Below are 26,731 nucleotides of genomic sequence, written 5' to 3'. Positions count from 1 at the left end.
TCCCGCCCGCGGCGCCGCCGGTCGCGCCGCGGCATCCGGTGGAGGACAGCGTGCCGGGTGCCGGCTCGGCGCCTTCGGAGGAGTCGCGGACCGAGGTGCTTCCGACGCAGGAGCCGTACGCCGCCCCCCGGCCCGTCCTCTCGTCGCCCGCTCCCACGCAGGCGCCGCCTCCGGTCGGGCCGCCGTCGCCCTACGGTGCGCCGCCGAGCGCGCTGGCGTCCTCCGGCTACGAGCCCGGCCGGCCCGCTCCCGCTCCGTCTCCGTACGAGCCGCCGCGTCCGGCGCCGTACCCGGCTCCCGCCCAGCCGCCGGTCCCGCCCCCTTATGAGGCGCCGCGTCCGGCCTACGGGGCGGAGGCGATGAGCCAGGGTCAGGAGCAGCCGGGCCAGCCGGCCGGGTCCGGCGAGCCGGTCCGGGATGAAACCCCCACAGCGGACCCCTTCGCGGTGCCGGCCACTCCTTCCTACGCGGTGCCGCCCGCCCAGCACGGCGGCGGCACCTTCGGCGGCGGCTCGGGCCCGGGCTTCGGCTCGGGGTCCGGCTCCGGCGGGGGCGGGTGGGGCGCGCAGTTTCCCGCCGCCCCGGTCGAACCGGGCAGCGGGTCCAAGCGGCGCGGGGCCGGCCTGCTGATCGTCGCGGTCGTGGTGGCCGCGCTGGTCGCGGGCGGCGTCGGCGGCGCCATCGGCTACAACGCCGCGAAGAACAACGACAACTCCGGCTCCACCACCGTCTCCGCCCCCAAGGACGCCGCGGCGCTCAACCGCGCCCCCACCTCGGTGGCCGGCATCGCCAGCAAGGCGCTGCCCAGCGTCGTCACCATCAAGGCCAGCGGCAGCCAGGAGAGCGGCACCGGCACCGGGTTCGTCTTCGACACCCAGGGCCACATCCTCACCAACAACCACGTGGTCGCCCCGGCGGCGAACGGCGGCAAGCTCACCGTCACCTTCTCCAACGGCAAGACGTACGACGCCGACGTCGTCGGCCGCGCCCAGGGCTACGACGTGGCCGTGGTGAAGCTGAAGAACCCGGGCGGCGTCAAGCTCACCCCGCTGCCGCTCGGCAACTCCGACGACGCCGCCGTCGGTGACGCCACCATCGCCATCGGCGCCCCCTTCGGCTTGTCCGGCACCGTCACCACCGGCATCGTCAGCGCGGTCCACCGCCCGGTGGCCTCCAGCGACGGCGAGGGCTCGGCCGCCTCCTACATGAGCGCGATCCAGACCGACGCCTCGATCAACCCCGGCAACTCCGGCGGCCCCCTCCTCAACGCCAACGGCGCCGTCATCGGCATCGACTCGGCGATCCAGCCCGGCGGCACCAGCGAGCCCGGCACCCAGGGCGGCAGCGTCGGCCTCGGCTTCGCCATCCCGATCAACCAGGCCAAGCGCGTCGCCGGCCAGCTCATCAAGACCGGCCAGCCCGTCTACCCGGTCATCGGCGTCAGCCTCGACACCACCTTCACCGGCACCGGCGCCAAGATCTCCACGGACACCAGCACCGCCATCACCGCGGGCGGCCCGGGCGCCCAGGCCGGCCTCAAGCCGGGCGACGTCATCACCAAGTTCGACGACACCCTGATCGACAGCGGCCAGACCCTGATCGGCGAGATCTGGCAGCACCAGCCCGGCGACAAGGTCACCCTCACCTACACCCGCGGCGGCTCCACCCAGACCACAACCGTCACCCTCGGCAGCCGCACCGGCGACTCGACCAACTAACCCGTTAAACTAACCCCCGCGCGGCCTTCCCTCCCTTCCACCGACCGGGAAGCGCCCCGCGGGGAGGCTTGCCCGAGCGGCCTAAGGGAACGGTCTTGAAAACCGTCGTGGCAGCGATGTCACCGTGGGTTCAAATCCCACAGCCTCCGCACAGGTGGGCGTACTAGCAGGTCAGAGGGGTGCCCCGAACTTCGGGGCACCCCTCTGCGTTGTGGCCGTCTCGCCTCCGGCCGCCCGTATCCCGCCGTCGACCACTGCGTGTGGACCAGGCGTGGACCGGGCTTTGCCCCGGCGGTCGCCTTCAAAGACGCCTGTGCCGCCCTTCAGTGGCTTCGGTTGTCGCCGATATGGATGCGAGTTGGTCCCTGTCCGTTCGGGTGTGACTCGCGACGCGCTCATGTGTACTGCGTCTAACAAGCAGGGCGGCGATGTCATGGCAGCGGCTGATGAGGACAAGGACGACCAGTGCCCATGCCATGGTGTGGTCCTGCAGTTGGCCTGAGGTGATGGCCACGGCGCTGGTCGTGGTGACGGCTCCGCTGCCGATCGGCGACCGCCTCAGCCATCGTGGGACCAGCAGCTTGAACTCTTGGCTCTCGCTCATCTGTTGCGCCTGACTGGAGGGCTGCCGGGGACAGCGCACGATCCGTTACCCGGAAGCCCCGGGCGAGCACATAAGTAGCTTAGCGCACCACCTTAGAATCGTAGGTGTTTTCGGCATCTTACCTTTGAAGCATTGCGTACGTCATGCCTTGAGTGCTGTGTCACCGCCTCTGCCCGCGTGGTCCTGCTCGGCGTCTGGTGACCCTGGCCGAGAGTTGTTGATCAGTTCGCGCCTCCTGCAAGTGCTCGCGCGATCCGCTCGTTGTCCTGCTGCTGGCGGCCGTTGATGACCTTCGCGTAGAAGCGGTAGAGGACGGCGACGCTGTGGCCGGCGCGGCGGGCGACCTCGGTTGCTTCGACGCCGGAGCTGAGCCAGAGGGAGACTCCGGCGTGGCGGAGGGAGTACGGCACGTTGGCGAGGGGGCTTGCTGCGTCTTCAGGTGAGAGAGCCTTCTGTCGGGCCGCCTTCCAGATGTCGGTGTACTCGGTGGAGCGAACCCGCCCTCCCCCGGCCGCGCGGAAGAGGCGACCGTCCGGCGCGGTGCCGTACGCCTTCCTGTGCTGGCGCAGCAAGCCCACGAGTACGGGCGGTATCGGTACCGAACGCGTGGCCTTCCGGGCCCGGCGCTTGAGGCCGCGCTTCTCGTAGGACTGGCCGTCGTCCGTCCAGCCGGCCCCGACCTCGGGGCGACTCTCGGCGAGGATGAGTTCGCCCCACTCGGTTTCGGGTGCGCCGTCTTCCGGCGAGTCCGGGAGTATGCAGTCGTGGTCGCCGAGGGCAGCCACCTCTGCCGGCCGCATGGCGGCGTAGTAGAGGCAGCCGAAGAACGCTTCCAGGTGCTCGCCACGCGATCCCTGCTCGCGGACGGCGGCGATCAGGCTCCGCGCCTGTCGCGGGCTCGGAACGAACCGGAAGTCGATTTCGTCGTCGGTGTCCGGAGGCCGCCAGTCCACCTTGCCCAGCGGAAACGAGGTCAAGACCTCGCGCTCCACCGCGTAGCGCAGAGCGTTGCTGAAGACGGTGTACTTCCGGTGGATGGTGGTCTCCGCTGCCTTGGCCCTGTCCTTCCTGAGCGACAGTGCGTCCAGCGCGGCGCGTAACTGGGTGGCCTTGTCGAGTTCGCTCGCGTCAACCGACTTGCGTGCCAGCCATTCCAGCGCGGCGGCCACTTCGGCGGGAGCCGTCTCCACCTCGTTTCGAGGCTTCAGCTCCCCGGTTTCGGTGTCCCTGGTGAACCGGAAGGCCCAGGCGTATAGAGCGAGCCGCAGGGTGTCGCGGCTCGGGGTGCCGCGGGAGTCGCGAACGAGGACCGGCGTGATGGTGGCGAGGGCTTCGGCGATGCTTGCCCGGTGTTTGGCGGAGGCGTTCGGCCACTTCATCCTGGCGTAGGCGCACGCGTGGGCGAACCAAGTCGGTGACTGGAGTTGACGGAACTCGGATGACGGCAGGCCGGTCGTCACGTCGAACTGCTCCCGGTCGCGCAGGGCTTTCAGGAGTTCCGCCCGCCGTCCGTCCGCCTGCTCCTTCACTCGGTAGCTCTTCGAATGCGGCTGGGGACCTACCTTCCAACGGAGTTGGTAGGGGTTTGCTCGGTCCGGGCGCTTGCGGATGCCCCAGATCTTCACGTCATAGGTGAGCATGATGAATCTCCAACAGGGCGGAGATGCGCCCCCCGGGTGAAGGGGACGCACCCCCGGCAGCGAGATCAGACGGTGTGTTCCTCGTACTGCTCAAGCCACTTGTCGAGGTCGTCGCGGCGGACACGGAGCTGACCGTTCGGGAGCTTGATGCACCTCGGCGCTCTGCCACGGGCGCGGAGCCGGTAGAAGGCGGCGCGGGACATGCCGAGTTCGTCGAGGACTTCGGGAAGTTTCAGGTTTCGACGTGCCGACGCCGTCTGATACCCGTTCGGGCGGCGGCTGGGCGAGGGCGACGAGGCGTGCTGCATCCTGTTGGGGACCTCCTGTGCCTTGTGCGGGATGGGAGGACCGGAGCAGCGGATTTCGTTGGCGCGAGGGCCGCTGCTCCGGGCTGTTCAGGCGTCCGGCGTGTGAGGTGCGACGGTGGTGGTGGCGATGAGCGAGACCGTGCCGTCGGGGTCGCCCTCGAAGGTGGTCTCCATCCATTCCCAGGTGTGGTGGTCGTCCGCGACCGGGGCATAGCCGAGAGAGCTGAGGGCGGAGCGGCGGGCGGCGGGGCTGGGGATGCCGGCGCCGATGGGGAAGGGGACGTGGGGCCAGCGGGCTTCGTCGGGCAGCGCGACGAAGACTTGCCATTCGCTGCCGTCCCACGAGGTGATCATGTGGGCTTTGAGCGGGCGGGTCAGGGGCAACGGGCCTCGATTCGCGGTGGCGGGCGCTGTGGTCAGAGGAGGTGGCGGAGTACGGGGGCGCCGGGCGCGGTGGTGAGGAGCGCGGTGCGCAGGTCGGTGCCGACGGCGGCGAGGCGGTGTTCGATGGCCTGCCAGGAGCGCGGGTCGATGGCCATGAGGGCGGCTATGGCGGTGGGGCCCTGGCCACGTTCGAGGGCGGTGAGGATGTCGCGGAGTTCGGCGACGGCCATGAGGGAGATCGGCGGTCCCGCCTCGGGCTCGGTGCACATGGGCGTTCCCTTCGGGGTCAGTTGCCGGGGACGGCGTCCTTGAGGGCGGTCATGATGTGGTCGATGGAGGGTGCGGCGCTGCTGCGGGCGAGGTAGTAGCCGAAGAGCAGGGCGACGACGGCGGCGCCGGCGCTCAGCGCGCGATAGCGCATGAGCAGGGTGACGAGGACGCCGAACAGGACGAGCGCGGAGACGCTGAAGGCCATCGGGGCTTCCTTTCGGGCGGGCACGGTCAGCGGTTGCCTTCGCGGTGGAGGCGGGTGGCGACGTTGTATATGCGACGGCCGGCGCGGACCCGCTGCCCGTACCCCCGGCAGCGGCGGCAGTTCCGGCCGCGGACGATCCGGCCGCGCCGGTTCTGGCTGACCTTGAAGCCGAAGCCGTGGCACTTGCGGCAGGCCCCGACCGGGCTGAGCGCGCAGAGCGCGGCGTAACAGAGAATCGCGACGATCACGAGCGGTATGGCAGTGGTGAGTGAGGGCATGCAGAACCCTTTCCAGAGCGGAATGAGGGTGTGCGGGAGTGGAGCCGCTAGCGGCTAGATGCCAGGTCAGGGGGCCTTCGGGCCGCTAGCAGGGGTGCTAGACCTAGCGGGGGCTGCTGCTAGCCCGAGCGGCCTACGCGGCGGCGGTCCCGGCATCTCGCTGAGCGATGGCCGCGAGCACGTCGGTACGCCGGAGGCCGCGCCGGTTGGCACCCTTGCCATCCTCTGTGGTGCCCCAGACCTGGACGGTGCGGATGCCGTACGGCCGCACCGCGGCGGCCAGTTGCTCCGGGGTCCACTGGCCGTAGACCTCCGGGCGGAGTTCGGCGAGGCGGGTGATGATGTCCTCGCTCCACGCTTTCGCCTTGCCGGAGGGGAACGCGGCGGCGAGGTCGGCGAGGAGGTCGTACGTCGGCCCGGCGCTGGCTTCGGATGCCTCGCCGAGCGCGTGGCCGGTGAGTGTGTCGGCCTTTTTCCGCAGCGCGTGGATACGTACGGCGAGAGCGTCGGCGGTGGGTGCGTTGACCTCTACGCACCGGACGATCCGGGCGTCGGCGCCCTCGCCGACGAACCAGCAGATGCCCTTGTCGCCCCACGCGAGGGTGTTGGCTCGGATGCCGCGCTTGTACGAGCCGGTACCGAGGACCATGTCGTTCTCGATCTGGCCCATGACCTTGAGGCACCACCGGACGGTGGCGTTGGCGGAGATCCCGGTCGGCAGGGACTTGGAGTCGGGGCGTTGAGTGGCCAGGAGCAGGGTGATCCCGAGGGCGGGCCCGCGCTTGACCAGGTCGGTGCAGTGCTCTTCGAACTCGGCGCCGAGCTTGGGGTGTTCGAACCACTTCTGGCACTCGTCCACACCGACCACGATGGGGTGGAGGCCGAGTTTCCTCATGTCCGCGAGGGCGGAGGTGACCTTGGACTCCGGGCAGAGGTCTTTCGGGAGTTCGCGCAGCACCTTGGCCCGGCGCCTCAACTCGGCGCGCAGCTCCCGGAGATCGGCGAGGGCGTAGGCGATGTCCTCTTCTTCCTCGCCTGCCCGGTAGCGGTGGGCGACCCGGGCGAGGGCAGACAGGTCGCCGGTTCCCTTGAGGTCGTAGGCATGGATCTCGGCGCGCAGGTCCATGGCGGCGATCAGGAGGACCAGGCGGAGGAGGAAGGTCTTGCCCATCCGGGGGACGGCTCCGACGATGCCGGAGACGTACATCAGGGACTGTGCGACCCAGCGTCCGCGCTGGTCGGTGGCGAACGGCTGGGCGGTGAAGAGGTCGAGCGGCTTGGCGTCGAGAAGCGGCCAACGCGGCTGCCGCGTCTGGGACATGTCCTGGTCGCCGGTCCAGAGGCGGAGGCGGCCGGTGTGCTCGTTCGGTACGGCTTCGGGCCAGACGCAGCCGAGCGGCCGGCGCAGTCCGGAGGCCAGTCGTTCGCGGCGGTCGATCACGTCGGTGACGGTGACGCCATAGGGGAGATCGCCCTCCGCGAGCCAGCCGGGGCCGTCGCGGGTGATGGGTGCGGTGAACGCGAAGCCCGGACCGCCCTTGGACTGGGCTTGGTTGATAGCCGGAATGCCGAGCGAGCCGAGGGCGCGGAGCACGATCTCGCTGGTGAGCTTGCTCGCCTTCGGGATTTCCACCGCCCTGTGGATGATCGGATCGTCGGCGGGTTGCCCGAGCCGGCCCAGGGCCAGGGCGACCACCGCGCCGCACGCCGCCAGCATCCAAGCCGGTGCGAGGACGTAGAACACGAGGGCGGTCACCGTGCCGAGGATCGAGGCTGCGACGGCGAGGGCCGTACGCCAGCGAACCCGGCGGTCCCGCTGGCGCGAGAGCTTCAGGTACTCCTCTATGTCCTCGTGGGAGACAGCCGTCCGCCGCAACGGCTCCCCCTCGGCGTCGGCGACCCATCGCAGCGAGCCGCTGACGAACCGGGCGACGCCGTAGGGCACTTGGAGGGTGAGGCGGAGGGTGTACCAGGGCGCGCGGAGCGCGTGATAGGCGCCGACGTGGCCCGCGTAGGCCCCGACGCCTTTCGCGGCGGAACGGAACTCTCGCGTCGATCGCGCCCATGCAGGGATGACCGGGCGCCGCTTTGAGCCGCGTACGCGATCGAACAGGCCGGGGCCCGACGGAGCACCGGGCTTGTCCACCATGACGGTGGTGTGCGGGTCGGCGGGCGGTGCTTCCTTCTTCCCGGGCGTCGCTAAGGACGCGGGCCCGGGGTCGTCTTCGATGCCGTGCTTCACGTGCACTTCCTTCCTGGCTGGAGGGATGTCGGGGGCCGGCCCGATCCGCTAAAGCAGCGGCCGGGCCCCGGTACGGGATGAGTGCGGGGCGGTCGTCAAGGCTTCGCCGGTCCGGCGTTCACCGGACGCGGTCCCCGTTCGGTGTCGAGGCGTACGAACACGCTGTGGACGTAGCTGGGCGCGCGGGTCGCTCGGCGCGCGGTCTCGCGGACGCTCAGGCCGGCGGCCCAGCCGCGTTCGATGGCCGCCAGCGCATCCGCCGTGCCGAGCTTGCCGGGCGGCGGATGTTCAGGTGATCGGTCGCCGTTGTCCGGGGTGTTCACGGGCGGGAGGTCAGTGAACAGCAGCCGGGGGTAGCGGCGGACATTCGCCGCCGCCCGTTCCATCTGATTGCGCACCTGACCGGCCAGCGCCGAGGCAGCGGGGTCGGTGGGCGGAGTCCAGGGGGACGGAAGGGCGATCGTCGCGAGCGAGGCCGCGTTCCGCCGGGCGGCGAGCTGATCGAGAAGCTTGCCGCGCTGTTCGGGGTCGGTGCCGACGGAGGCTCTGGCCACCGCCACGGACAACCGCCGGGCGATTCGGCGCCCGCGTCGACCGCCTCGCCGCTGCGGCGTGAACTCGGCGAGCCGGGCAGCGAGGGCGACGGCCCGTACGGTCGCCCGGTCCCGCGTGATCTGTGCGGCGTCGCGCTGCCGCTCGGCGATACCGAGCCGGGAGAGGAGCCGTTCGCGCAACTCCCCTGCCACCAGCGCCCCGAAGCCGTTGGACGAAGCACCGGGCTTGTGGTGCCGCAGTTCGATGCCCATGGCGAGGTGCCAGAGCATCGCCGCCATCACCGGGCCGACGAAGGCCCGGACCGTACCGCCGACCGGTCCGGACTCGGCGTACGCCGGGATGATCTGCACTCCGGTGATCGCCCAAACCAGAACGCCAGGGACGCCGGGCGCGGCGTTCGGGCCGTTCAGGTTCTGCCGGGCCATCAACGCCGTGGCGAACAGCGCGAGTTCGGCGGCACCGAACATCGCGGCCCGTTCGACCGTGCCGGCGATGTCGAGATAGTCAGCGGCGAACCGCCAGGACGTATCGGCGCTGTAGGCCGTACAGCCGACCGCCGCCAGCGCAGCGACCCGGATCGCTGGGGTGCCGCTCCTGAGCTGCCGGAGGGCGATCCACCCAAGGCAGACGGCCAGGGCGAGCAGAACAGCGAGGACGTAGGCGCCTCGGACACCGGGAGCCGCGGGAAGGGAGAGGCTCACGCTGCCTCCCGCGCCCAAACGGCCCCGGCCGTGCGCCAGTCGGCGCGCAGCAGTTCAGCACCGCCGAGCCGTATCGCGTACAGCGCGTCCTGCATGGCGATGTCGTCCGCCGCGCCCTCCTCCAGCAGCTCCGCGAGCACTTCGCGGGCTACGGCCAGGCGCGCGGTCCGTTGCTCGGGCGTCTCGCGCGGCGGACCACTGAACAAGTCGCCGAAGTGGCCCGGGAGTTCGGCTAACTCGAAGTCGTCGCCGCTTCTGCGGCGATCCGCACACGTACACATGACTCTCCTGGTCCTGGAAGCGACGGAGGGGATGGGGGTCGGCAGCGGCTCGGCGATGACCCGAGCAGGCGGGGAAACCCTGGTCACGCCCACGTCACCGATGCCGAAGGGTGACGGCGGGGTCCGCTCGTCACGACGGGACGAGCGGTCATGACCCCCGGCACCGCCAGCCGTCGAGACAGCGGTGGCCGTGCCGGGATCAAAAGCACTCGTTCGTTTCGGGCACTCTGTTGAGTTTTCAAGGGACGGGCGCTGCCTTCGAGATCGCACTGCGAACCCTCCGGGCGCTTCTCCAGTCGTTCGACTCCTCAAGAGATCTTGTTATCAGGTCATCTTGAGGATGAGACGACTATGAGGCATAACTCAGCAGCTCGTCAAGACTTCTTGAGGACTTGTATGCTGGGGCCGACCGATGATCAGGATGGTGAGCCCCGATGGCCAAGGCGTACGAACGCATCGCTGACAATCTGCGTCAGCGCATCAGCGCAGGTGAGTTGAGCCCAGGCGACCGCCTGCCGGCCGAGACAACGCTCGTGGAGGAGTACGCCAAGAGCCTCCCGACGATCCGCCAGGCGCTGGGCGTCTTGCAGGCGGAGGGCCTGATCGAGAAGCTCCACGGCCGCGGCAACTTCGTCCGCCGGCCGCGTACGCCCGTGCTGCGCACCAACCTGCGCCACCAGTGGGAGAAGGACCGGGCGCGCGACCCCGCATCGGAGCGAGCACAGACCGGGGCCACCGAACACGACACCGGCCTCGAACTGGGCGACCTCGTCTTTCACGCGGCCTATCACGAGGTCGCGGCGGAGCCGGAGATCGCCAAGGCGCTCGGCGTCCCGGTCGGAACGGCTCTGGTGGAGCGGATCTACCGCACCCGGTACCGCGTGGAGCCGGCGCCCTTCACCCTCGTACGGTCCTACCTCGTCCGCGACATGGTCGCCGCGAACCCGGACCTCCTCGACGAGAGCAAGGAGCCGTATCCGGGGGGAACGCAGAGCCAACTCTTCACCATCGGGATCGAGTTGGACCGGATAGAGGAACTGGTCACCGCCCGCCCGCCGACCGTGGAGGAAGCAGAGGAGCTGGCGACGCCAGCGGGCTCCGCGGTCATCGTGCTGCGCAAGACGTCGTACGACACCGACGACCGCCCGGTCGAACACTCCGAAGTGATCCTGCCGGGCGACCGCACCGAAATGCTCTACACCACCCACCTGGACCGGTGGTGACCGGCGTGCCGGCTCGCCGCATCGACGTCATCACGGCCGTCCATCCGCCCGCCGCGCCGTTCCTCGCGGACGCGTACGAGTCGCTGTGCGCGCAGGAGCTTCCGGGTGGGTGGGAGTGGCACTGGATCATCCAGGAGGACGGCTACGGGGACGCGGTGGCGCCCCACGTCCCCGACGACCCCCGCATCACCTTCCACCAGGGCCGACCTGGCGGGCCTGGCGTCGCCCGCACGATGGCGTTGGCTTTCGCCTCGGGGCCGTACGTCAAAGTCCTGGACGCTGACGATCAGTTGACCCCGGGTGCTCTCGCCCGTGACCTGGCCCTCCTGGAAGCCGACCCCGCCCTCGGCTGGGCGACCTCCCGCGTCCTGGACCTCCTCCCGGACGGCTCAACGGCCGGCTTCGACCAGGACCCGGAGGACGGCCCAATCGAGCGCGGAGCGGTGGTCACCTTCTGGAAGGCCAACAACTTCCGCGCCCAGGTCCACCCGGCCACCCTCTTCATCCGCCGCGACCTCCTGCTAGCCCTCGGCGGCTGGATGGCCCTCCCCGCCTCCGAGGACACCGGCCTCCTCCTCGCCCTGAACACCGTCTCGCAGGGCCACTTCACCCGCGAATACGGCCTCCTCTACCGCAAATGGCCCGGCCAGGCGACCGCCCAGACCCACCACACCGACGAAGCTGAATGGGGTGCTCGTATAAGTGTTGTGCAGGCGAGAGTACTGGCTCTGTCCGAAGCTCGGAGGTACTGCGCGCCGCTATAAGGCAGGATACTGACCTAATGCTTTCATAAGGCGGGGTGCACGGCAGCCCGAACTGATTCTCATTTTACGTTCTTGATAGCCCAGCGAAGCCGGCGGTCAATCCGGAGATCGGATATTAGATCATCGAAGTGACGTGCACTTTGTGGATGTCGAATAATTGCTTGGGCGACTGAACTGGCAGTCTCACCCTTCAGTTCCCGCAGCCATTCGGTGATCGCATCTTGAGATTCCCACTGATCGCGCAGACTGCTCCAGTAGAACATGCCCGCGCAACACTCGTCGAGAAGTTCAAATTCCCCAGAACTGGCGGCGCGCTGAGCGATGCTGAAAAACCATGGGATAAGTTGATTCGCCTCGTATTCTGGCAGATCCTTACGTGCTGCGAAAAGACTAGACATCGCACGAACAATTTCAACCGCGCGCTCGGGATCTGTCAACAGTCCCGGTATGATTTGGAGCACATCGATTTTGACTAGAAAGTCAGAATAAAGGTTAGAATCGTCAGTGTGATGGACTGCAAGGTCCAGCATTTCCTCGACGGCACCGGTTGATTCTTGGAGAATTCTCTCCGTGAGACTTTCGGCTATCCGGACTGCCGAAACAGCGGGCGAATCGACTTCGCGGATTGCAAGATCGAGAAATTCTTTGACTGACGCGGGCCTTGAATCCGGGTTTCGTTTCGTCGCTATTCGTACTACGGAGCGCCATGGACCCGACTTGGGAACGAGCGGGATATTGGCCTGTGGATTCTGTCCCGTGACGGCCCAGCCGACCAATTGGCCTAGACTGTAGATATCTGCCCGTGCGTCTGCATGATGTGCGTCATCTTGCAACTCTGGAGCAGCAAAACCGTCAGATCCCATAGCTATACCGGCTTTGGTGTGCTGAGGGTCGGTTGTCTGGCCATGGGGCCGGCGTACGATTCCCCAATCGGCAAGTACCCATCGGCCGTCAAGTAGCAAAATATTAGCTGGCTTAATGTCGCGATGAACGTAATCTCTATCGTGTGCTTCCGCAAGTACTGAGCATATTGATTGGAGAAGGGCCAGGAGTGCAGGGGTTTGCTGGAGATCAAAGTGTCTTTCTTGAGCGGTCCCCTGGGCGCGGGGCATGACAAACCAAGTGTAGTCTTGACTGAAGTCAAGAATGGGCATCGCATGCGGATGCCCGTTGAGCATGCAACCAACCTCAATTTCTCGCTTCATTCGAGCTACCCGATGCGAGAATGCTGACCGAATTTTCTTGAGTGCTACTTTCCTTCCAGTGGGTTTGTGGGTTGCCCAAAATACCTGCGCTTGACCTCCTTCTATGGGCCTAACTTCACAGGCATAGTCGCCGCGGCTGCCATGCGATGTAAGGGCCAGCGCATACGGTTGTGTTAGGTTTAGGCTCGCCGGTATTCTTTGCCCGTGCTCCACCCAATCAACCGTGAGAATGTTGTCCGGTCTATCGTCGTGTTCAAAATTCTCAGAACCTCCTATCGAAGCTTCGGCGCACACGCGCAAAAATGCCGTAAGGGCCAAGCGGGCTTCGTGAGTTGTGTAAAATTCGAGCTTCGCTAGATGTTGTTTCAGAATGTCAAAGTATGGCTTAGCTCGCGACGACAGGCGCTCGATTTCGCTGTAGTGGGAGTAGCGAAAGAACGGCTGATTATTGAGGGGTTCTCTTCCTGCTGAATTTAGGTCTAGCTTGACTTTGGTCGCCATTGGCACTAGTGCGTGATGGGCTACAAGCCTCAGGGAAAATGATCGCTCACTGTAATTTTCCTTTATTGAAAGAGGATCTACCGTGGCATCGCATGATCGAGCAAGCAACGCGGCACCCAGAGCAGGTGTATACGTACGTGGTGCCTCTTCACTTCTCAAAATTCGGGCCAGCTCTGACCACTCGTAAGGTAGCGAAACATCGCTGAGGCATTCGATGTATGCCTCGGCCAGTGTTTGACGGGCATTATCCAGGTTGATCAGCAATTTAGCCCCTAAACCACCAAGGCACACATTTGTGCAGTTTTGGACGCCCTGCTGCGGTAGGACGCGTTTGTATTCTAGTAGAATCTGGACCCGCGGCTGTCGCCGCTGATAAGACCGCCATATTGGTCGCTTTGGTACGGCGATGGAGCTGCTCTCGGAGGTGCCGCTGGTGCGGGAGGCTTCGTCGGGGTCGCCCACGGCACTGATGGTCGACAGGGTTGCATTAAGGCATTGAAGGGCGGCGGATGATCAGGAGTGGTGCCTGATTCTCCTGAGCGGGCCATTTGCGACACCTGCACGTGTTGCTGTTCATCGGTCAACTCATGGGGCGACAACTCGGTTGCAGGCTTCGCCGCTATCTCCACTGAGCTATTGACTAACCGGGACCTCGTACACAATCTCGCAGGTAGCCGCCGGTACCACGATGTCCGCCGTCTCCACCGGCCGTCCGTCCTCGGCGTAGTACGTCCGCTCGATGTGCGTGGCCAGGGTGCCTTTCTGAACCCCGAGCAGCGCCGCTTCCTCGGCGGTGACCGCCCGCGGTGAGGGCTGCTCTACCGCGCGGCTCACCCGCACCCCGATCTCGGCCATCCGCCGGACGACCCCGATGCCCGCGTGCGGTCCGCCCTCCGGCAGGACGATGAGGGTGCCGGCCGTGAGGGCGTACGGCTCCCAGCTGGTCGAGAGCTGGACCGGTTTGCCGTCGGCGAGGAACTCGTAGGCCGTGCGCACGCACAGCTCACCCTCGGCGATGCCGAGTCGGGCCGCGATGCCCGCAGGCGCCGGCACCTTCGCGTCGGTGCGGCTCTCCCACGTGCCCCGCTTGCCGAGCGCCGCCATGTCCGACTGGAAGGGCGAGCCGCCGACCTGCTCGCGGTATATCGATCGCACCATCCTCAGTCGCGAGCGCGGCTCGGCGACGTACGTACCCGATCCCGCACGCCCTTCGAGGGTGCCGACGGAGATCAGCAGCTCCTGAGCGCGGCGGATGACGTTGTCGCCGACGCCGTACTGCTGGGCGAGTTCGGCGCGGGAGGGGAGGCGGTCCCCGGGTGCCCAGTCCTGGTTCGCGATGCGCTCGCGGAGCACGTCGGCGATGCGGAGGTACGGCGGCTGATCAGGCATGTGGACAATCTAGTCCACTAGCTCTAATCTAGTTAACTAGCATCACCGAGGGTGCCCGAACGGCAACGGAGGACGCCTTGTGCCACTGCGCGACGCACGTATCGCCGACATCTCGGCACGCCTCACCGCCGTCGGACTCGCGCCGGAGCTGAAGGAGTACGCCAACCGCACGTCGATCGAGGCGCGGGTGCCTGACTCCTTCCCGGCCGAGTCCTGGCCGGAGGTGCTGGCCGTGCTCGAAACCGCCGACGGATTCGGCCTCGCCGACAGTGCGGCCCGCGGTCGTTCGCTGTGGGCCACCATCCGCAAGAGCGCGCCTGCGGCCACACCCGCCGCCTGGACGCCACACGATCAGCCATAGGAGCTGACCACCGTGTTTGACTACTTCCGCAGAATCGCCCGCTGGATCGCGCGGCAACTCGTTCCCGCGCCGGGGCCCCACCACCAACGACCGCCGGGGGCAGACCCGTTGGATACGCCGGGGAATCCCGCGCCGGCCAGGGCCTTACGGCCATTGCGCCCGCCGGCGCTGCCCCTCCGGCCGGATGACCACCCGCTCGTCCGCCCGTACGTCCTCAACGCCGAGGAATGGGCCCGGCGCCGTAAGGACGTACGGCCACGAGCGACGGTCGCCGCCGCATGACCGCCCGCCACCAGCACGTCGCCGACGACCTCCGCCGCCGCATCGTCGCGGGAACGCTCCCGGTCGGCGAACGTCTCGCCGCCGAGACCCAACTCGCCGCCCACTACCGCGTCAGTACCCCGACCCTCCGCGACGCTCTCGAAGTGCTCCGCGCGGAAGGGCTGATCGAGAAGTTCCAGGGCCGCGGCAACTACGTCCGCCGCCCACCCGAACGGCTCAGCTATCCAGGAGCCGGCGGCACCGAAGACCTCCACGTGACCGTCAGCTCCACCGACCTCACGGCGTCCGACGACCTGGCCGCCCGTCTCCGGACCGAGCCCAACGCCTCGGTCACCGAGTACGTATGCCTGAGCCACCGCGCCAACTCCCCGCAGAGCCTGGCGCACCTCTACGTTCCCCACGCCGTAGCCCGTATCCAGGCCCCCGCGATCGGGGCGTCGCCCTGGGGCGACGACATCGTCAGCGCGGTCGGCGGTCTTGGGGCAACCAGCACCGACCAGGTCACCGCCCGGTTTCCCACCGCGGCGGAAGCACAGTCGTTGCGCATCGGCGCCCGTACGCCCGTCCTCGCCGTCGAACGCACCATCGCCGCAGTCGACGGCCTGGTGGTCGCGTACGAACTCCTCGTACTTCCCGGCGACCGTGCGGAGGTTGCCCTCGCAACCCGGATCGACAAGAAAGCGGAAACGTGATGACCGAAGTCTCCACGACGCACGGGTTGAAGCCTCCCGAATCCGATCAAGCTTCCGCGCTGCGTCTTCTCCCCTGGATGAACCTGGAGGGCCGACCCGCCTACCTGAGCACCAACGGCGGCTTCCTCTCCGGTCTCGCCGACGAGATCGAGGAACTCCAACTCGGCTCGGCAGTGGACGTGTTCGACGCCGTCCATGGCGTCCTGGACAACCCCCACGCGAGCCCCGAAGAGCTTCGCTTCGCCGCTCGGCGGCTGCACGAGTCGCTTGGCGATACGTTGCGGGTGGCTCTGAGCCGGGGGTTGCGCGGCCTGTCGCCAACCGGCGAGGTGGCACCGGTCGTAGTGGAGAGGTGGGCGTACAACCCCCAATCCGTCGGAGAGGCCCGACACGAGTTGCGGCGCGCGCTTGAGGCGTGGGGGCTCGACGCGTTGGCGGAGACCGCCGAACTCGTCCTGTCCGAACTGCTCACCAACGCCGTCCGCCACGCTCGCCCCTCGCTGGAAGGGGAGATCGAGACGCGTTACGAGCGCGGGGAGGGCGGGGTACGCATCGAGGTGCACGACGCCAACGAGACCTGGCCGCTGCTCCAAAAGCCCTCAGAGGAAGGGGAGTCGGGGCGCGGGCTCGCTCTGGTCGACGCGCTCACCGCGTCGCGCTGGGGGGTGAGCGAACGTGAGGGGGCCGGAAAACTCGTTTGGGCGATCGTCGCGGATGCCGGCGCTGACGAGCCGTTCGCCGTGGCCGGATGAGGGGTGCGCATCGTATGAGCAACTCCGCTACGGCACGTTCCGGCGTGGACTCGCCCCCGGACACTCCGGTCACCGAGATTGTGCCGCCCGCCGGCACCTGGACCATCGCCACCGCCTCCGGGTTCACCGCGAGCGGCTACCTTCCCGCCTGGGCCACGGCCGATCCCAGCGAGACCGGGGTACCGCTCGACCTGCTCCAGATCCGTTTGGCAGACCTCAACCACTACGCCCTCTTCGACGGCCAGCCCATGCAGGTCCGTTCACCGGGCTGCGCCTGTGCGCCAGGCCGAGTGGGGGAGTCGGAGATCTTCCGGGGAAGCGTCGACTGCAACCCCTACGCCGAAGACCCTGAGCCATCCGTTCCGGTCGCCAACATCGCCATCATTGAGGACTTCTGGATCAACGGCCTCGATCCGGACGGCGTCGCCGAGATCGCCGCCAAGTTACGCGCCCAGGCGGACCGCCTCGACCACGACATACGCCCACAGCTCCTCGCCGCCCGCGCCGACTGGGCCGCCCACCACACCACCTGAACCCGGGTGTCCACCACCGCGCCCCGGTCGCCCGCGTCCCTCGCGGGCGGCTGGGGCGTCTTGCCGTGCGGCCCAGAGCTAGGGCAGCGTCTCGGCATCGACGCGCGAGAAGATGAGGTCGCTCTCGCCGGTGACCGGCCCGCGCCAGCGGATGGGTACGGCTGAGGTGCCGTTCAGCGCGGCGGGGTAGCTCGCGGCGGCGTACTCGTTGGCGAGCCGGTAGACGTGGAAGCCGGCGCCCCGCATCGTCTCCAGCAGTTCCCCGACGGAGTCGCCGAGCTGGGCCATCCGTTCTGGCGTGACCTCTACGGTGATCTCCGCGTCGGGCCGCAGCCTGTCGAGGAGCGGTGCCATCCCGCGTACGACGCTGCCTTCTGCCCCTTCGACGTCGACTTTGATGATCCGGGCGTTCGCGATCTCGTCCTCGTCCAGGACGTCCGGGAGCGGGAACGCCTCGATCTCGAAGGTGGACTCCGCAGGGCCGTCGTAGGGGACGATGCTGTTGGCGCCCATGTTGTTCGAGCTGGCGAGTATGAAGGTGAGCGTCTGCCGCTTGTCGGAGACGGCGGTGTGGACGGCGCGGATGTTGGTGCAACCGTTGAGGCGGGCGTTCTGCTCCAACCGGTCCTGGAAGGCACGGGACGCCTCGATCGCCACGACCCTGCCCTCGGGGCCGACGAGCTGCGAGGCCAGCACGCTGAAGTAGCCGATGTTCGCCCCGACGTCGATGAAGGTGTCGCCGGGCCGCAGCCGTCGCCGTAGCCACTGCGTCATCCGCGGTTCCCACACGCCGAACAGATACACGTACCGCTGGATCAGGTCTTGCGTGTCGACGGCGAACCGGGGCCCGACGGCCGATTCAGTCACCCGGCGCCGTGGCTCGTCCCGTAGCCGGGGGTTGAGGAAGTCGGCGAGCGGTGCCTTGGCCAGCGTCCCGGGCGCGTTGCGTACATACCACCGCCCGAGGGTGACCAGGGCCTCTGAAGTGGGGTTGCTCATCCCATCGCCTCTCCGTCGGCTGCCACGCGCACCGTAGCACCGCGCGCTTTTCCCGCTCCCACGAGCCAGAACCGGGAAGCGAGCCCCAAGTGTCCGCCGATCCTCTTAAAATCCTCAAGAGGTCTTGACGGCTCCGGGGCGGGGGATGGCTTGGACAGTTCCGAGCAGCTCTTAACGATCGTCGCCGTGCTGCTGGGCGCGCTGACCACCTACGTCACCAACTACTGGACCGAGCGCCAGCGCATCCGCCGTGAGCTGCTCACCCGCTGGGATGACAAGAAACTCGACGCCTACGAGGGCTACATCGACCGCGTGCGCGCCAGCGTCTTCATCGCGGTCGAGCTGTACGAGCACACCGAGGACATCCGCCGCAGCGATGACCCCGAATCCCAGATCCGCGCCCGCCTCACCGAAGCCGCCCACTTCCGCGGCCGAGCCTTCGAACGGGTCATGCTCCTGGGCGGCGACGACGTCGTAGAGGCCGGCCACAACCTCAACGCGGCTGCCCTCGAAGTCGACTGGCAAGCCACCGGCAAGCTCTCAGGCACCCTCGAAGCCTGGCGCGACCGCAACCGCGCCGTCTTCCGCGCCATCAACGCCTTCCACCAGGCCGCCCGCGACGACCTCGGCGTCAGCGGCACCGTCGCAGGCGACACCCACCCGGAACGGGACCTTCTGCTCCCGTCAGCACGCACGGACAACCGCGTCGAGGGTGATTCCGAGTAGGTCGAGTTCGCCGGCGCGCGTGGAAGGCAGCCGACGTTGCTTGAAGTCAGGGCTATTGACAGCTCGCGTACCGCTCCAGAGCGTCAATCGTCTGCGCTCAGATTCCTTGTTTTCACCACATCGAGCAGATCTACCGTGTACGTTGATTTGACAGAATGTACCTATGTCATGTCCTTTACGAGCTTGGAGCAGCCATGAGTTCAATCAATACCGCCTTTATTTCATCTGTTGGTATCGAAGATTTGTTCGGCGTTTATACGTACGACCTCGACTTCTCCGGCGAAGGCGAGAATGAATCGCGAGGCCGACGACTGACACTCCTATATGGAAATAATGGAAGCGGAAAGACAACAATCCTTAAGCTCTTGTGGGACACACTTTCTGCCGATCCTTCTAAGGGACACCGGGAAGGGTTGGCAAAGACGCCATTTCGGTCACTGGAGATTAACTTGACCAGCGGTGACAAGATCAGCGTTAAGAAGCGATCGGGGCTAACCGGTTCGTTTACTGTGACGGTCGCTAACCAAGATTCTGAAGAGATCAATCAAAACTACCTAGCTACCCAAAGCGGGGTCGTAGCTATTCCAGAATCTCTCTGGGCGGAAGCGGAACTGATGGACGCGACAGATCGCCATATTCGTATGCGACTGATGCGTGCAAAGCACTCGATGAAAAATGATTCGGACGAATTGGATTTCAGCGATAAATTTGTCATTTACTTGAGCCAATTGCAAGCGGTCCCCTATATGCTCGCCGATGACAGGCAGATCTATGGAGACGCTATAGAAAGTACATCGGAGGAAGATGAAGAATGGCAGTTCGAAGATGAAGACAATCCGTCGGCCACCACTCTAAAGGGAGTTACCGCAGAACTAAATCATGCCATCGAACGGGTCGACGATATGGTCAAGGACCAGGTAATTAAAGGCGGACAGCGAGGCTCTAGAAGTTCTAACGATGTTTATTTGGGGATTCTGGGGAGGGTGGCAGAGACGGATCCCTCCAAGGATGAAGAAGTTACCAAGGAGCTTCTTATCGGCAGGATTGATGAGGTCGCGGCGCGGACCCGTGTCTACAGCCAGTACGGGCTCCTTCCGAGGATTGACAGAGACCAGTTCATCAGCGCGGTGGAGGGGGTGCCTGACTCGAAGCTCGCTGTGGCGGAGGCAGTCTTGGAACCATTCTTGAGTGCACAGACAGCGCGCCTGGACGCCTTGAGCGGCGTATTCCATCTGGTGCAGACGTTCACAAACGAGATGAACAGGTTTTTTGCAAATAGCGGGAAGAGGATCACCTATCGAACTTCTGGTGGAATTCAAGTGCGATCGAAGTCGCAGCGCTTGAGTCCTGAGCAACTCTCATCAGGAGAGCGCCAGATTCTGTTGCTACTGCTGAACACTATTTTGGCCCGTGAGAATACCAAATTGTTTCTGATCGATGAGCCAGAAATTAGCCTCAACGTTAAATGGCAGAGGCAGCTGATGGATGCACTCTTGGCGTGTACGGAGGGAAGCTCGGTCCAGTTCATCGTTGCTACGCATTCCATCGAGGTAATTACAGGTCATCGAAAATCATTGGCGCGCATGATTCCAAAGAAGAAGCGACTGATTGAGGAAGAGTAGTGGTTTGTACCCGTCTATCAATCGAGGAAGGAGAATACCGGAAATGTGGCGTGGTGGTTCGGAAGACGAGATGGAGCTTCGCCAGCCCGCAGAACTTGCAACCCTTTATGAACTGGAGCCCGACATTCGAGATATTATAGTTGAAGGATACAATGATAAATCGTATGTCGACTGGTTTCTCTCGCATGTTGATAATCACGGTCTACTCATCAGAACCTACCCGGTCGGTGACCGTGTTTATATTACGGATTCGGATGTGTCTGATGCGGGTTACCTTACGGGCGCTCGCGGGCGTGTCATCTATCTAGCGCAGTTGCTTGTTGATATCGCACCTGACTGCCATTCTGCCTTGCTTATCGCCGATGCTGATTATGCAAGCATTGGGCTGGATTCGAGTCCACGAATCCCGGGGCTGCGTTACACCGATTATGCCTCCTTGGAGTCTTATGCCTTGACGGAAAAGGTGCTGGAGAAGATGTTGCGCGTAGTATTCTCGGCCCCGGACTCAATAACGGGCAGAGATCTGATTGCTGAGATTCGACCTGGACTGGAGGCCATGTTTCTGATCAGCGTATGTCTTAGAGAGACCAACGTCGGGGTTTCCGTCTCTGCCAAAGCTGTGGACCATGTGCCACTCGGAGTTGAGTGTCCTAAGGACGCGGTAGTCGAGATATTTCGGACTTCGCTGCGGGAGAATATTAGGGCGCACAAGCCAGCTGATCTGTGGAACCGCTTCGTGGAGCTCCGAAAGCTAATCCTTGAGGATATCCGTTCATTTTCCCGAGGCCATGATATCGCCGTCTTCATTGTAAAATTCCTCAAAAGAAAATGTCCGCGAGTTTTCACCAAAGAAGATGGCCGCAGACGAGGATTGCAAGACTCCTCCCTACTTGAATTGGCATTGATGTCTTGTCTAGAGTACGACGAAATTCGGAATGAAGCGCTCTTTCTTCATATTGAACAATGGTTGGATGCAGATGTTCGGAGCCAATCAACAGGGTGAGCAGAATTGCCACGATTTGGATGGCTGAGTTAACGATCGGAAAACGTCTGAGTTGGAGACGCCTCAGATCGGATACGATGAACTAGCGATGGGCAATATATGGGCCAAAGTGGTGATCTCGGAGTGTTGGCTATGGCTGAAAGCGCAGATGGCTCTCTCGACACCTTGCAGCCTCATCGTCTTCGGTGACCCGATGAGGCCACATGGGAGGCTGCTGTGCGGAAGCCCTGCCCACGCAGACCTGGCGCCTTGGACCACGTGTGGACCGCAACACCGCCCAGGAGCTGAAAACAAGGGAAGCAGCAGGTCAGCCAGCCTCGGTTCCTCGATGTCCCGCCCGTCTTGAAAACCGTCGTGGCAGCGATGTCACCGTGGGTTCAAATCCCACAGCCTCCGCGGTGGTCAACGTAGTTGCACGTCAGAGGGGGTGCCCCGAGCTTCGGGGCACCCCCCTTTCTCTTTCTCGCCCTGCGGCGCCGTGGCCCATTGGCGCTGAGGGACGCCGATGGGCCGCGCTGACCTGGGCGGTCGGACCCCGCCCGGCGGTCTGCGGGGGCGGGGGCTGCGGGGGTTCGGTCAGCGCCAGGACTCGGCGGGGACGTCGCTGGTCGGGTCGAGGTCGTCGCTTTCTCCGTTCGGGGCGAGTTCGGAGAGGTAATTGTCATCGTGGCAGCCCGAGTTCGCGAAGAACTTGCGCGTGTCGGTGGTGAGGTTGACGGCGGACTGCGCGGCGGCGATGTTCCCGCACACGCTCGGGGGCTTGGGGTCCGTGTGGACCTTGAGCGTTCCCTGGTAGCCCTCTTCGGACCAGAAGCAGACGCCGTGCAGCGCGCCCGCTGCTTTGATCGCCTCCCTGCAGGTCTCCCGGGGGGTGGCTGCGCGGGCGTTGAGGGTCGGCGCCATGGCCGCGGCCGTGAGCGTCAGCGAGGCCGCCAGCAGCGCCTTGGCGAATCGAGTTGTCACCGGATCACCTATCTCTGTTGTGGGGCGGACGAACGTTGCTTGCCCACGGTGACAGATTTGTAACTCAGAGTAATGATTCGGCTGACGGGAGACCACCCGAACGGGGGCGGACCCGCCCGACGAGGCGCGGCGCATTGGTTCGTCGTCGCCGTGGGGGCCGTGGGCGGGCCGGGATTCGGTGGCTGGGCAACGGCCGTTATACCCGGGTGCCTACGACCCGGGCGATCTTCTGGCCTGTGCCGACGCGGCTGAGCAGGGGGGATCGGCGATGAGTATGTACTTCGACATCGGTGACGAGACGCTGTGGAACCCGTCGAGCGGTGCCGGCCGCCTCTTCCTGCGGCAGGTCGAGGTCTTCGCGGCGGAGCTCGAATTGCCCTCGGGGAGCGGCCAGGGCAAATACCCGGGCGACCCGGACACGCTTGAGGTCGATCCGGCCGTGTACGAGGAGTTCGCACGCCGCTTGGTCGCGTGGCACTGCCGGGCGGGCCACTCGGTGATCGTCGCTCTCTCCGAAGGGTTCGTGGCGACGGCGGTCGCACTCGCGCGGCGCGCGGGAATCGAGGTGGAGCTGTCCGGATCGGGGGACGGCCATGCGCCCGGGGGCGTCCGGCGCGACGTACAGGTCCCCGGCGATCCCCGGACCGCCTCAGCCGCCGCCTTCACCGCGCTGGACGCGCGGGCGCGGGAGGTCGACCGCTGGATGGCCCGCTGAGCCGGTGGGCCCAGGACCTGTCCCTCGCCGACCTGCGACCGTTAACTCGTAGGTAATGCAAGCCTCTTGACCGGCCCATGGATCGGGCCGTGCCAGGGATCCCTGTCGCGGGATCGGGGGGTCAGTCGCGCTCGCCCAGGAAGGGCAGGAGTTCCGACAGGGTGGTGCGGGGGTCCTCGATGAGGGAGGCGTGGCCGCCCGGGATTCGGACGAGGCGGGCGGCCGGGATTCCGGTGGCGATCTCGTAGGAGTGCGCGGGGGCGACGAAGCGGTCGCCGGTGGGGGTGAGGACCAGGGTGGGTACACGGATGCGGGGGAGGTCCTGGCGGACGTCCAGGCGCAGGGCCAGGGCGATCTGGGCGATGGTGCCGAGCTCCGGCCGTTGTTCGCGGACCTGCTGGAGGACTTCCTGGAGGCCTTCTTCCGTGAGTGCGGCGAAGTAGTCCTCGGAGAAGGAGAGCATGGCGATGAACTTGCTCGCGTCCTCGTCGCCCCTGCCGTACATCGAGGCCAGCAGTTCGAGGTTCAGCCGCAAGGTGGGCCGGGGGTGGGCGAAGCCGCAGACCGTGGCCAGGCGGGTGACGAACTCAGGGTGGCGGGCCGCGGCGCGGACGGCGAGCGGGGCACCGAGGGAGGCGCCGACCAGGGCGAAACGTTCGAGGCCCGCGTCGCGTGCCGCGCTGATGATCTGATCCGCGATGGTGTCCGGGTCGAGAGGAGTGCCGTCGGGCGGCAGGGGACTGCCGGCCGAGCCCGGCAGGTTGGGGAGCACGACGGTGTATTCGGCTGCGAGGTCGCCCAGGACGCTGCCCCAGGTGCCGAGACCGCTGCTGCCGGTGCCGTGGATGAGGACGAGGCCGGCTCCCGCACCGTGGACATCGAATGCCAATGAATCGGTCATAGGGCACCAAGTTACGCGTGGACGGGGTAGCCGGGCCTGATGCGCCGCGCAGGGGGGCGCTTTGGTGCGTCTCCGCTGAAACGGGCGCACGGTGGGTTTATCGACAGATCGTCACGCTTGCGAGCGAAAAGGATCATGCGAGGGTATTCCGGGCCGACCCCATGGGCAACTCTCTTCCTGGCGACGCCGAGTGCATCACGGTGGAGCGGTTGGCCAGCCGCTCGCCGGACCGAGATAGTCCGTTTTGTGGGAGGGAACACCATGGCAAGCATCCGTACTGCCCGCGTCCTGGCCGCCGTCGCGGCGCTGCCCCTGGCGGCGGTGCTGTTCGCCGGCACCGCCTCGGCCGATGACGGCGCGTTCGCCGGTGTCAACTCGAGGGCGACGGTGGTGAGCAACTCCGGTGGCAATGTGGTGGGCGGGGCCAATTTCGGGAATGTGACATCGAACCAGCAGGCGGCCAACGGCCCGGGGGCGTCCAACCAGAACAGCACGGCGAGCGTGGTCGGCTCCGGCTTCACCGCCATCCAGCAGGACAACGTCAACATCGCTTTCACGCCGCTCTGGTGACGGCGCCGGGCCCGGTGGCAAGGGCTTGGTGACGTGATGTGACGCCGTGTCACCATCCTGGGGCGGTGGCGCGGAAGGCGGGCGCGCGGCGGCGGGCAGCAAGGCCGCCGCGCGCCCGGCGTTCCGGAGGATTCCCGGGAGATTCCGGGCGGGCCGTGGGGGAGGCGGGGGAAGTGCGGCGCAGTTCGTCCACAGGCTGTGGATAACTTTTGCGAACTCCGGCGGCCAAGGCGGGTGTCCCGGCGGGACCCCGCCAAGCTCGCGCCAAGTCCTCCATGCTCCCGGATCAACGGTGTGGCAGACGAGTGGGTAGCGGCGTGTCTCCGTCCGGGAGCCCCTGGGCCGTCGTTCACTCACGGAATGAGCGAAAGAAGTACGTTTATTCGTTTTGTTCTTTCCGGAGTGCTCACGCTGGTCGGCCTGCTGCTGCCCGCCGGGACGGCGACCGCGACGGGCCCCCAGCCGTCGAAACGCTCCGTGGCCGGTGCCTCCGCCGAGCCCGCTCCGTCGCCGCGGATCTCGTCGGGCATCCCGTCCGGTCACCGACCCGTCCCGCACCGTCCCGTCCGCCATCGGACCACCCGGCACAGAACCACCGGCCTCTGGGCCACCCGCCACAGAACCACCGGCCACCGAGCCCTCGGCCGCTCCCTCGGCGGCCGCACCTTCAGCGGCGACGGCTTCGACACCTGCCGGGCCCCCGACCTCGCCACCATGGACGCCTGGCGCGCCCACTCCTCCTACCGCGCCGTCGGCATCTACTTCGGCGGCCGCGCCCGCGCGTGTACGACCCAGACCCAGCTCACCCCGGACTGGGTACGGCAGACCACCGCGTCGGGCTGGAGCCTGCTGCCGATCTACGTCGGCTCGCAGAGCCCCTGCGTCACCGGCTCCAACAAGAACCCGTACCTGATCGACACCAGGGACCCCGCCGCCCATGGCGCCTCCGAGGGCGCGGACGCGGTGCGGGCCGCCGGAGCGCTCGGCCTGAGTCCGGGCAGCGCGCTCTACTTCGACATGGAGTCGTACGACATCAGGGACGCGTCGTGCAAGGCCGCCACCCTGGCCTACATCCAGGCCTGGGACCGGCAGCTGAGCGCCGCCGGCTATCTCTCCGGCTTCTACAGCAGCGCCGACTCCGGCGTCGCCCACCTGGAGAGCGCCCGCCGGGCCGGGGCCGCGGACCTGCCGGACGCGATCTGGTACGCCCGCTGGGGAGTGAGCGCGAGCCTGGTGAACGAGCCGTCGCTGGCGGCCGCCGCCTGGACCCCGCACGCCCGGATCCACCAGTACCACGGCAGCGTCAGTGAGACCCACGGCGGAAAATCGCTGAGCATCGACCGCGACCTGATCGACGCGCCCGTCGCCGTAGTGGGCTGACACCGGCTCCCACCTGGGCGGACGGCGTCGCCGACCGCCCGGCGCGGCCGACATCCGGTAGCACCCCCCGGGCGTAGCAGGGGGCGATACCAGGTGCATCCCCTGCGGGACACCCCCGTCCGGCTACGCCCTCGGAAGGTGGGGAAAGCCCCCCGCCTACGACCTGAGAGTGATCCGTGGTCGGCACCTGCGGCCGATCCGCCGGACGTACGTCGGCTTCTAGCGTGGAGCCATGACCACGCCTGTGTGCACCAGCGCCAATACGACGCAGTTCACGGCCTATGTCCGCACCAAGGGCCCGACGCTGCTGCGCACCGCGCGCTCCCTGACCCCCAACCCCGCCGACGCCGAGGACCTGCTGCAGACGGCGCTGACGAAGACGTATCTCGCCTGGGACCGTATAGACGACCACCGGGCCGTCGACGGCTATGTCCGCAGGACCCTGGTGAACACCCGGACCTCGCAGTGGCGCAAGCGCAAGGTCGACGAGTTCAGCACCGACGAGCTGCCGGAGCCGGCCGGCACCGGTCCCGACCTCACCGAGCAGCAGGCCCAGCGCGACGCGCTGCTGCGGGCGATAACCCGGCTGCCCCCGCGGCAGCGCGCCATGGTCGTGCTGCGCTACTACGAGGACATGAGCGAGGTGCAGACCGCCGAGCAGCTCGGGGTCTCGGTCGGCACCGTCAAGAGCGCGGTGTCGCGGGCGCTGGGGAAGCTGCGCGGCGACCCGGAGCTGGCGCTGCTGCACGGCGACGAGGCCGACCCGGAGGAGGGCGCCGGTGCCGGAGCCGGGGTGAGCGCCGCTACGGGTGCGGGCCCCAGTGCGAGCAGCGGTGCGGGCGAGGCGCTGACCGCGGCGTGAGCCCTGGTTCCCCGGCGCCGGCCGGACAGCCCCAGGTCCCCACCAACCCCGCCGCGGCGGTGGATCGTGCCGCGCGGGGTAGTGACATACCAGCCGGTATGC

27 protein-coding genes, 1 tRNA gene and 1 pseudogene are annotated in these 26,731 nt (G+C 66.6%); 15 read left to right on the top strand and 14 right to left on the bottom strand.

Annotated elements, in window-relative coordinates:
- Positions 1-95: 95 nt before the first annotated feature.
- Both ACFO3J_RS21695 and ACFO3J_RS21690 read left to right on the top strand, forming a co-directional pair.
- Positions 96-1,718, top strand: coding sequence for a S1C family serine protease (locus tag ACFO3J_RS21695; protein WP_386431591.1), 1,623 nt, complete (start codon positions 96-98; stop codon positions 1,716-1,718).
- Between the two features lie 62 nt (positions 1,719-1,780).
- A tRNA-Ser gene (locus ACFO3J_RS21690) sits at positions 1,781-1,867 on the top strand.
- Positions 1,868-2,543: 676 nt separating this feature from the next.
- On the opposite strand, the gene ACFO3J_RS21685 is transcribed toward ACFO3J_RS21690, so the two are convergent.
- The 9 genes from ACFO3J_RS21685 to ACFO3J_RS21645 form a co-directional block, all read right to left on the bottom strand.
- Entirely contained in the window at positions 2,544-3,962 is a 1,419-nt protein-coding gene (locus tag ACFO3J_RS21685; RefSeq protein WP_386431588.1) for a tyrosine-type recombinase/integrase, read from the bottom strand.
- Positions 3,963-4,027: 65 nt separating this feature from the next.
- Complete coding sequence (locus ACFO3J_RS21680) at positions 4,028-4,198, bottom strand: helix-turn-helix transcriptional regulator (protein ID WP_386433011.1); 171 nt, start codon at positions 4,196-4,198, stop codon at positions 4,028-4,030.
- Positions 4,199-4,357: 159 nt separating this feature from the next.
- Positions 4,358-4,624 (bottom strand): DUF6303 family protein, encoded by a 267-nt coding sequence (locus ACFO3J_RS21675; protein WP_386431585.1) that lies wholly within the window; start codon positions 4,622-4,624, stop codon positions 4,358-4,360.
- A 62-nt stretch (positions 4,625-4,686) separates the two neighbouring features.
- Entirely contained in the window at positions 4,687-4,923 is a 237-nt protein-coding gene (locus tag ACFO3J_RS21670) for a hypothetical protein (protein WP_386431582.1), read from the bottom strand.
- 17 nt (positions 4,924-4,940) lie between these two features.
- Positions 4,941-5,129 carry a hypothetical protein gene (locus tag ACFO3J_RS21665; protein ID WP_386431579.1) on the bottom strand — a complete coding sequence of 63 codons (189 nt, stop codon included), beginning with the start codon at positions 5,127-5,129 and terminating at the stop codon, positions 4,941-4,943.
- Between the two features lie 26 nt (positions 5,130-5,155).
- Positions 5,156-5,377: a hypothetical protein gene (locus ACFO3J_RS21660; RefSeq protein ID WP_386431576.1), complete on the bottom strand. Its 222-nt coding sequence runs from the start codon at positions 5,375-5,377 to the stop codon at positions 5,156-5,158.
- 163 nt (positions 5,378-5,540) lie between these two features.
- Entirely contained in the window at positions 5,541-7,649 is a 2,109-nt protein-coding gene (locus ACFO3J_RS21655) for a cell division protein FtsK (protein ID WP_386431573.1), read from the bottom strand.
- A gap of 95 nt (positions 7,650-7,744) precedes the next feature.
- Positions 7,745-8,905 (bottom strand): hypothetical protein, encoded by a 1,161-nt coding sequence (locus ACFO3J_RS21650; protein WP_386431570.1) that lies wholly within the window; start codon positions 8,903-8,905, stop codon positions 7,745-7,747.
- Positions 8,902-9,186 carry a hypothetical protein gene (locus ACFO3J_RS21645; protein ID WP_386431567.1) on the bottom strand — a complete coding sequence of 95 codons (285 nt, stop codon included), beginning with the start codon at positions 9,184-9,186 and terminating at the stop codon, positions 8,902-8,904. Before ACFO3J_RS21645 ends, ACFO3J_RS21650 begins: the two co-directional genes overlap by 4 nt.
- Before the next feature lie 434 nt (positions 9,187-9,620).
- On the opposite strand from ACFO3J_RS21645, the gene ACFO3J_RS21640 reads away from it, so the two are divergent.
- On the top strand, positions 9,621-10,409 hold the full coding sequence (locus tag ACFO3J_RS21640) for a GntR family transcriptional regulator (RefSeq protein WP_386431565.1): 789 nt from the start codon (positions 9,621-9,623) through the stop codon (positions 10,407-10,409).
- 5 nt (positions 10,410-10,414) lie between these two features.
- Positions 10,415-11,173, top strand: coding sequence for a glycosyltransferase family 2 protein (locus tag ACFO3J_RS21635; protein ID WP_386431562.1), 759 nt, complete (start codon positions 10,415-10,417; stop codon positions 11,171-11,173).
- Between the two features lie 59 nt (positions 11,174-11,232).
- On the opposite strand, the gene ACFO3J_RS21630 is transcribed toward ACFO3J_RS21635, so the two are convergent.
- Together ACFO3J_RS21630 and ACFO3J_RS21625 are read right to left on the bottom strand one after the other, a co-directional pair.
- A complete protein-coding gene (locus tag ACFO3J_RS21630; RefSeq protein ID WP_386431559.1) occupies positions 11,233-13,143 on the bottom strand; it encodes a restriction endonuclease, SacI family in 1,911 nt (636 codons plus the stop codon).
- A 369-nt stretch (positions 13,144-13,512) separates the two neighbouring features.
- The gene (locus ACFO3J_RS21625) at positions 13,513-14,268 is read right to left on the bottom strand and encodes a GntR family transcriptional regulator (protein ID WP_386431556.1); all 756 of its coding nucleotides are present in this window, start codon (positions 14,266-14,268) and stop codon (positions 13,513-13,515) included.
- A 79-nt stretch (positions 14,269-14,347) separates the two neighbouring features.
- Between ACFO3J_RS21625 and ACFO3J_RS21620 the strand changes: the two genes are divergently transcribed.
- From ACFO3J_RS21620 to ACFO3J_RS21605, 4 genes are all read left to right on the top strand, one after another.
- Entirely contained in the window at positions 14,348-14,629 is a 282-nt protein-coding gene (locus ACFO3J_RS21620; protein WP_386431553.1) for a hypothetical protein, read from the top strand.
- Between the two features lie 278 nt (positions 14,630-14,907).
- Positions 14,908-15,603: a GntR family transcriptional regulator gene (locus tag ACFO3J_RS21615; RefSeq protein WP_386431551.1), complete on the top strand. Its 696-nt coding sequence runs from the start codon at positions 14,908-14,910 to the stop codon at positions 15,601-15,603.
- Entirely contained in the window at positions 15,603-16,355 is a 753-nt protein-coding gene (locus ACFO3J_RS21610) for an ATP-binding protein (protein ID WP_386431548.1), read from the top strand. Before ACFO3J_RS21615 ends, ACFO3J_RS21610 begins: the two co-directional genes overlap by 1 nt.
- A gap of 14 nt (positions 16,356-16,369) precedes the next feature.
- The gene (locus ACFO3J_RS21605) at positions 16,370-16,888 is read left to right on the top strand and encodes a DUF6907 domain-containing protein (protein WP_386431545.1); all 519 of its coding nucleotides are present in this window, start codon (positions 16,370-16,372) and stop codon (positions 16,886-16,888) included.
- Positions 16,889-16,966: 78 nt separating this feature from the next.
- Here the strand turns inward: ACFO3J_RS21605 and ACFO3J_RS21600 are convergent, their stop codons facing one another.
- On the bottom strand, positions 16,967-17,887 hold the full coding sequence (locus ACFO3J_RS21600; protein WP_386431543.1) for an FkbM family methyltransferase: 921 nt from the start codon (positions 17,885-17,887) through the stop codon (positions 16,967-16,969).
- Between the two features lie 150 nt (positions 17,888-18,037).
- Here ACFO3J_RS21600 and ACFO3J_RS21595 point away from each other — a divergent pair, with 150 nt between their 5' ends.
- From ACFO3J_RS21595 to ACFO3J_RS21585, 3 genes are all read left to right on the top strand, one after another.
- Positions 18,038-18,613: a hypothetical protein gene (locus tag ACFO3J_RS21595; protein ID WP_386431540.1), complete on the top strand. Its 576-nt coding sequence runs from the start codon at positions 18,038-18,040 to the stop codon at positions 18,611-18,613.
- A 194-nt stretch (positions 18,614-18,807) separates the two neighbouring features.
- A complete protein-coding gene (locus tag ACFO3J_RS21590) occupies positions 18,808-20,235 on the top strand; it encodes an AAA family ATPase (protein WP_386431537.1) in 1,428 nt (475 codons plus the stop codon).
- 43 nt (positions 20,236-20,278) lie between these two features.
- The gene (locus tag ACFO3J_RS21585; protein ID WP_386431535.1) at positions 20,279-21,238 is read left to right on the top strand and encodes a hypothetical protein; all 960 of its coding nucleotides are present in this window, start codon (positions 20,279-20,281) and stop codon (positions 21,236-21,238) included.
- A 576-nt stretch (positions 21,239-21,814) separates the two neighbouring features.
- On the opposite strand, the gene ACFO3J_RS21580 is transcribed toward ACFO3J_RS21585, so the two are convergent.
- Positions 21,815-22,201 carry a hypothetical protein gene (locus tag ACFO3J_RS21580; protein ID WP_386431532.1) on the bottom strand — a complete coding sequence of 129 codons (387 nt, stop codon included), beginning with the start codon at positions 22,199-22,201 and terminating at the stop codon, positions 21,815-21,817.
- 268 nt (positions 22,202-22,469) lie between these two features.
- Between ACFO3J_RS21580 and ACFO3J_RS21575 the strand changes: the two genes are divergently transcribed.
- A complete protein-coding gene (locus ACFO3J_RS21575) occupies positions 22,470-22,916 on the top strand; it encodes a DUF6086 family protein (RefSeq protein WP_386431529.1) in 447 nt (148 codons plus the stop codon).
- 121 nt (positions 22,917-23,037) lie between these two features.
- On the opposite strand, the gene ACFO3J_RS21570 is transcribed toward ACFO3J_RS21575, so the two are convergent.
- Complete coding sequence (locus ACFO3J_RS21570) at positions 23,038-23,817, bottom strand: alpha/beta fold hydrolase (RefSeq protein WP_386431526.1); 780 nt, start codon at positions 23,815-23,817, stop codon at positions 23,038-23,040.
- Positions 23,818-24,078: 261 nt separating this feature from the next.
- Here ACFO3J_RS21570 and ACFO3J_RS21565 point away from each other — a divergent pair, with 261 nt between their 5' ends.
- The 3 genes and pseudogenes from ACFO3J_RS21565 to ACFO3J_RS21555 form a co-directional block, all read left to right on the top strand.
- A complete protein-coding gene (locus ACFO3J_RS21565; protein ID WP_386431524.1) occupies positions 24,079-24,387 on the top strand; it encodes a hypothetical protein in 309 nt (102 codons plus the stop codon).
- A 360-nt stretch (positions 24,388-24,747) separates the two neighbouring features.
- A complete protein-coding gene (locus tag ACFO3J_RS21560) occupies positions 24,748-25,767 on the top strand; it encodes a glycoside hydrolase domain-containing protein (protein ID WP_386431521.1) in 1,020 nt (339 codons plus the stop codon).
- 232 nt (positions 25,768-25,999) lie between these two features.
- Positions 26,000-26,509, top strand: a pseudogene (locus ACFO3J_RS21555) (SigE family RNA polymerase sigma factor); the annotation flags it as partial.
- Between the last annotated feature and the right edge of the window lie 222 nt (positions 26,510-26,731).

Origin of the sequence: Streptomyces polygonati (genome assembly GCF_042650325.1) — a bacterium.
GTDB classification, from domain to species: Bacteria; Actinomycetota; Actinomycetes; order Streptomycetales; family Streptomycetaceae; genus Actinacidiphila; species Actinacidiphila polygonati.
Note: the sequence above shows the minus strand (reverse complement) of the source record. Positions and strands in the feature narration are given on the sequence as shown.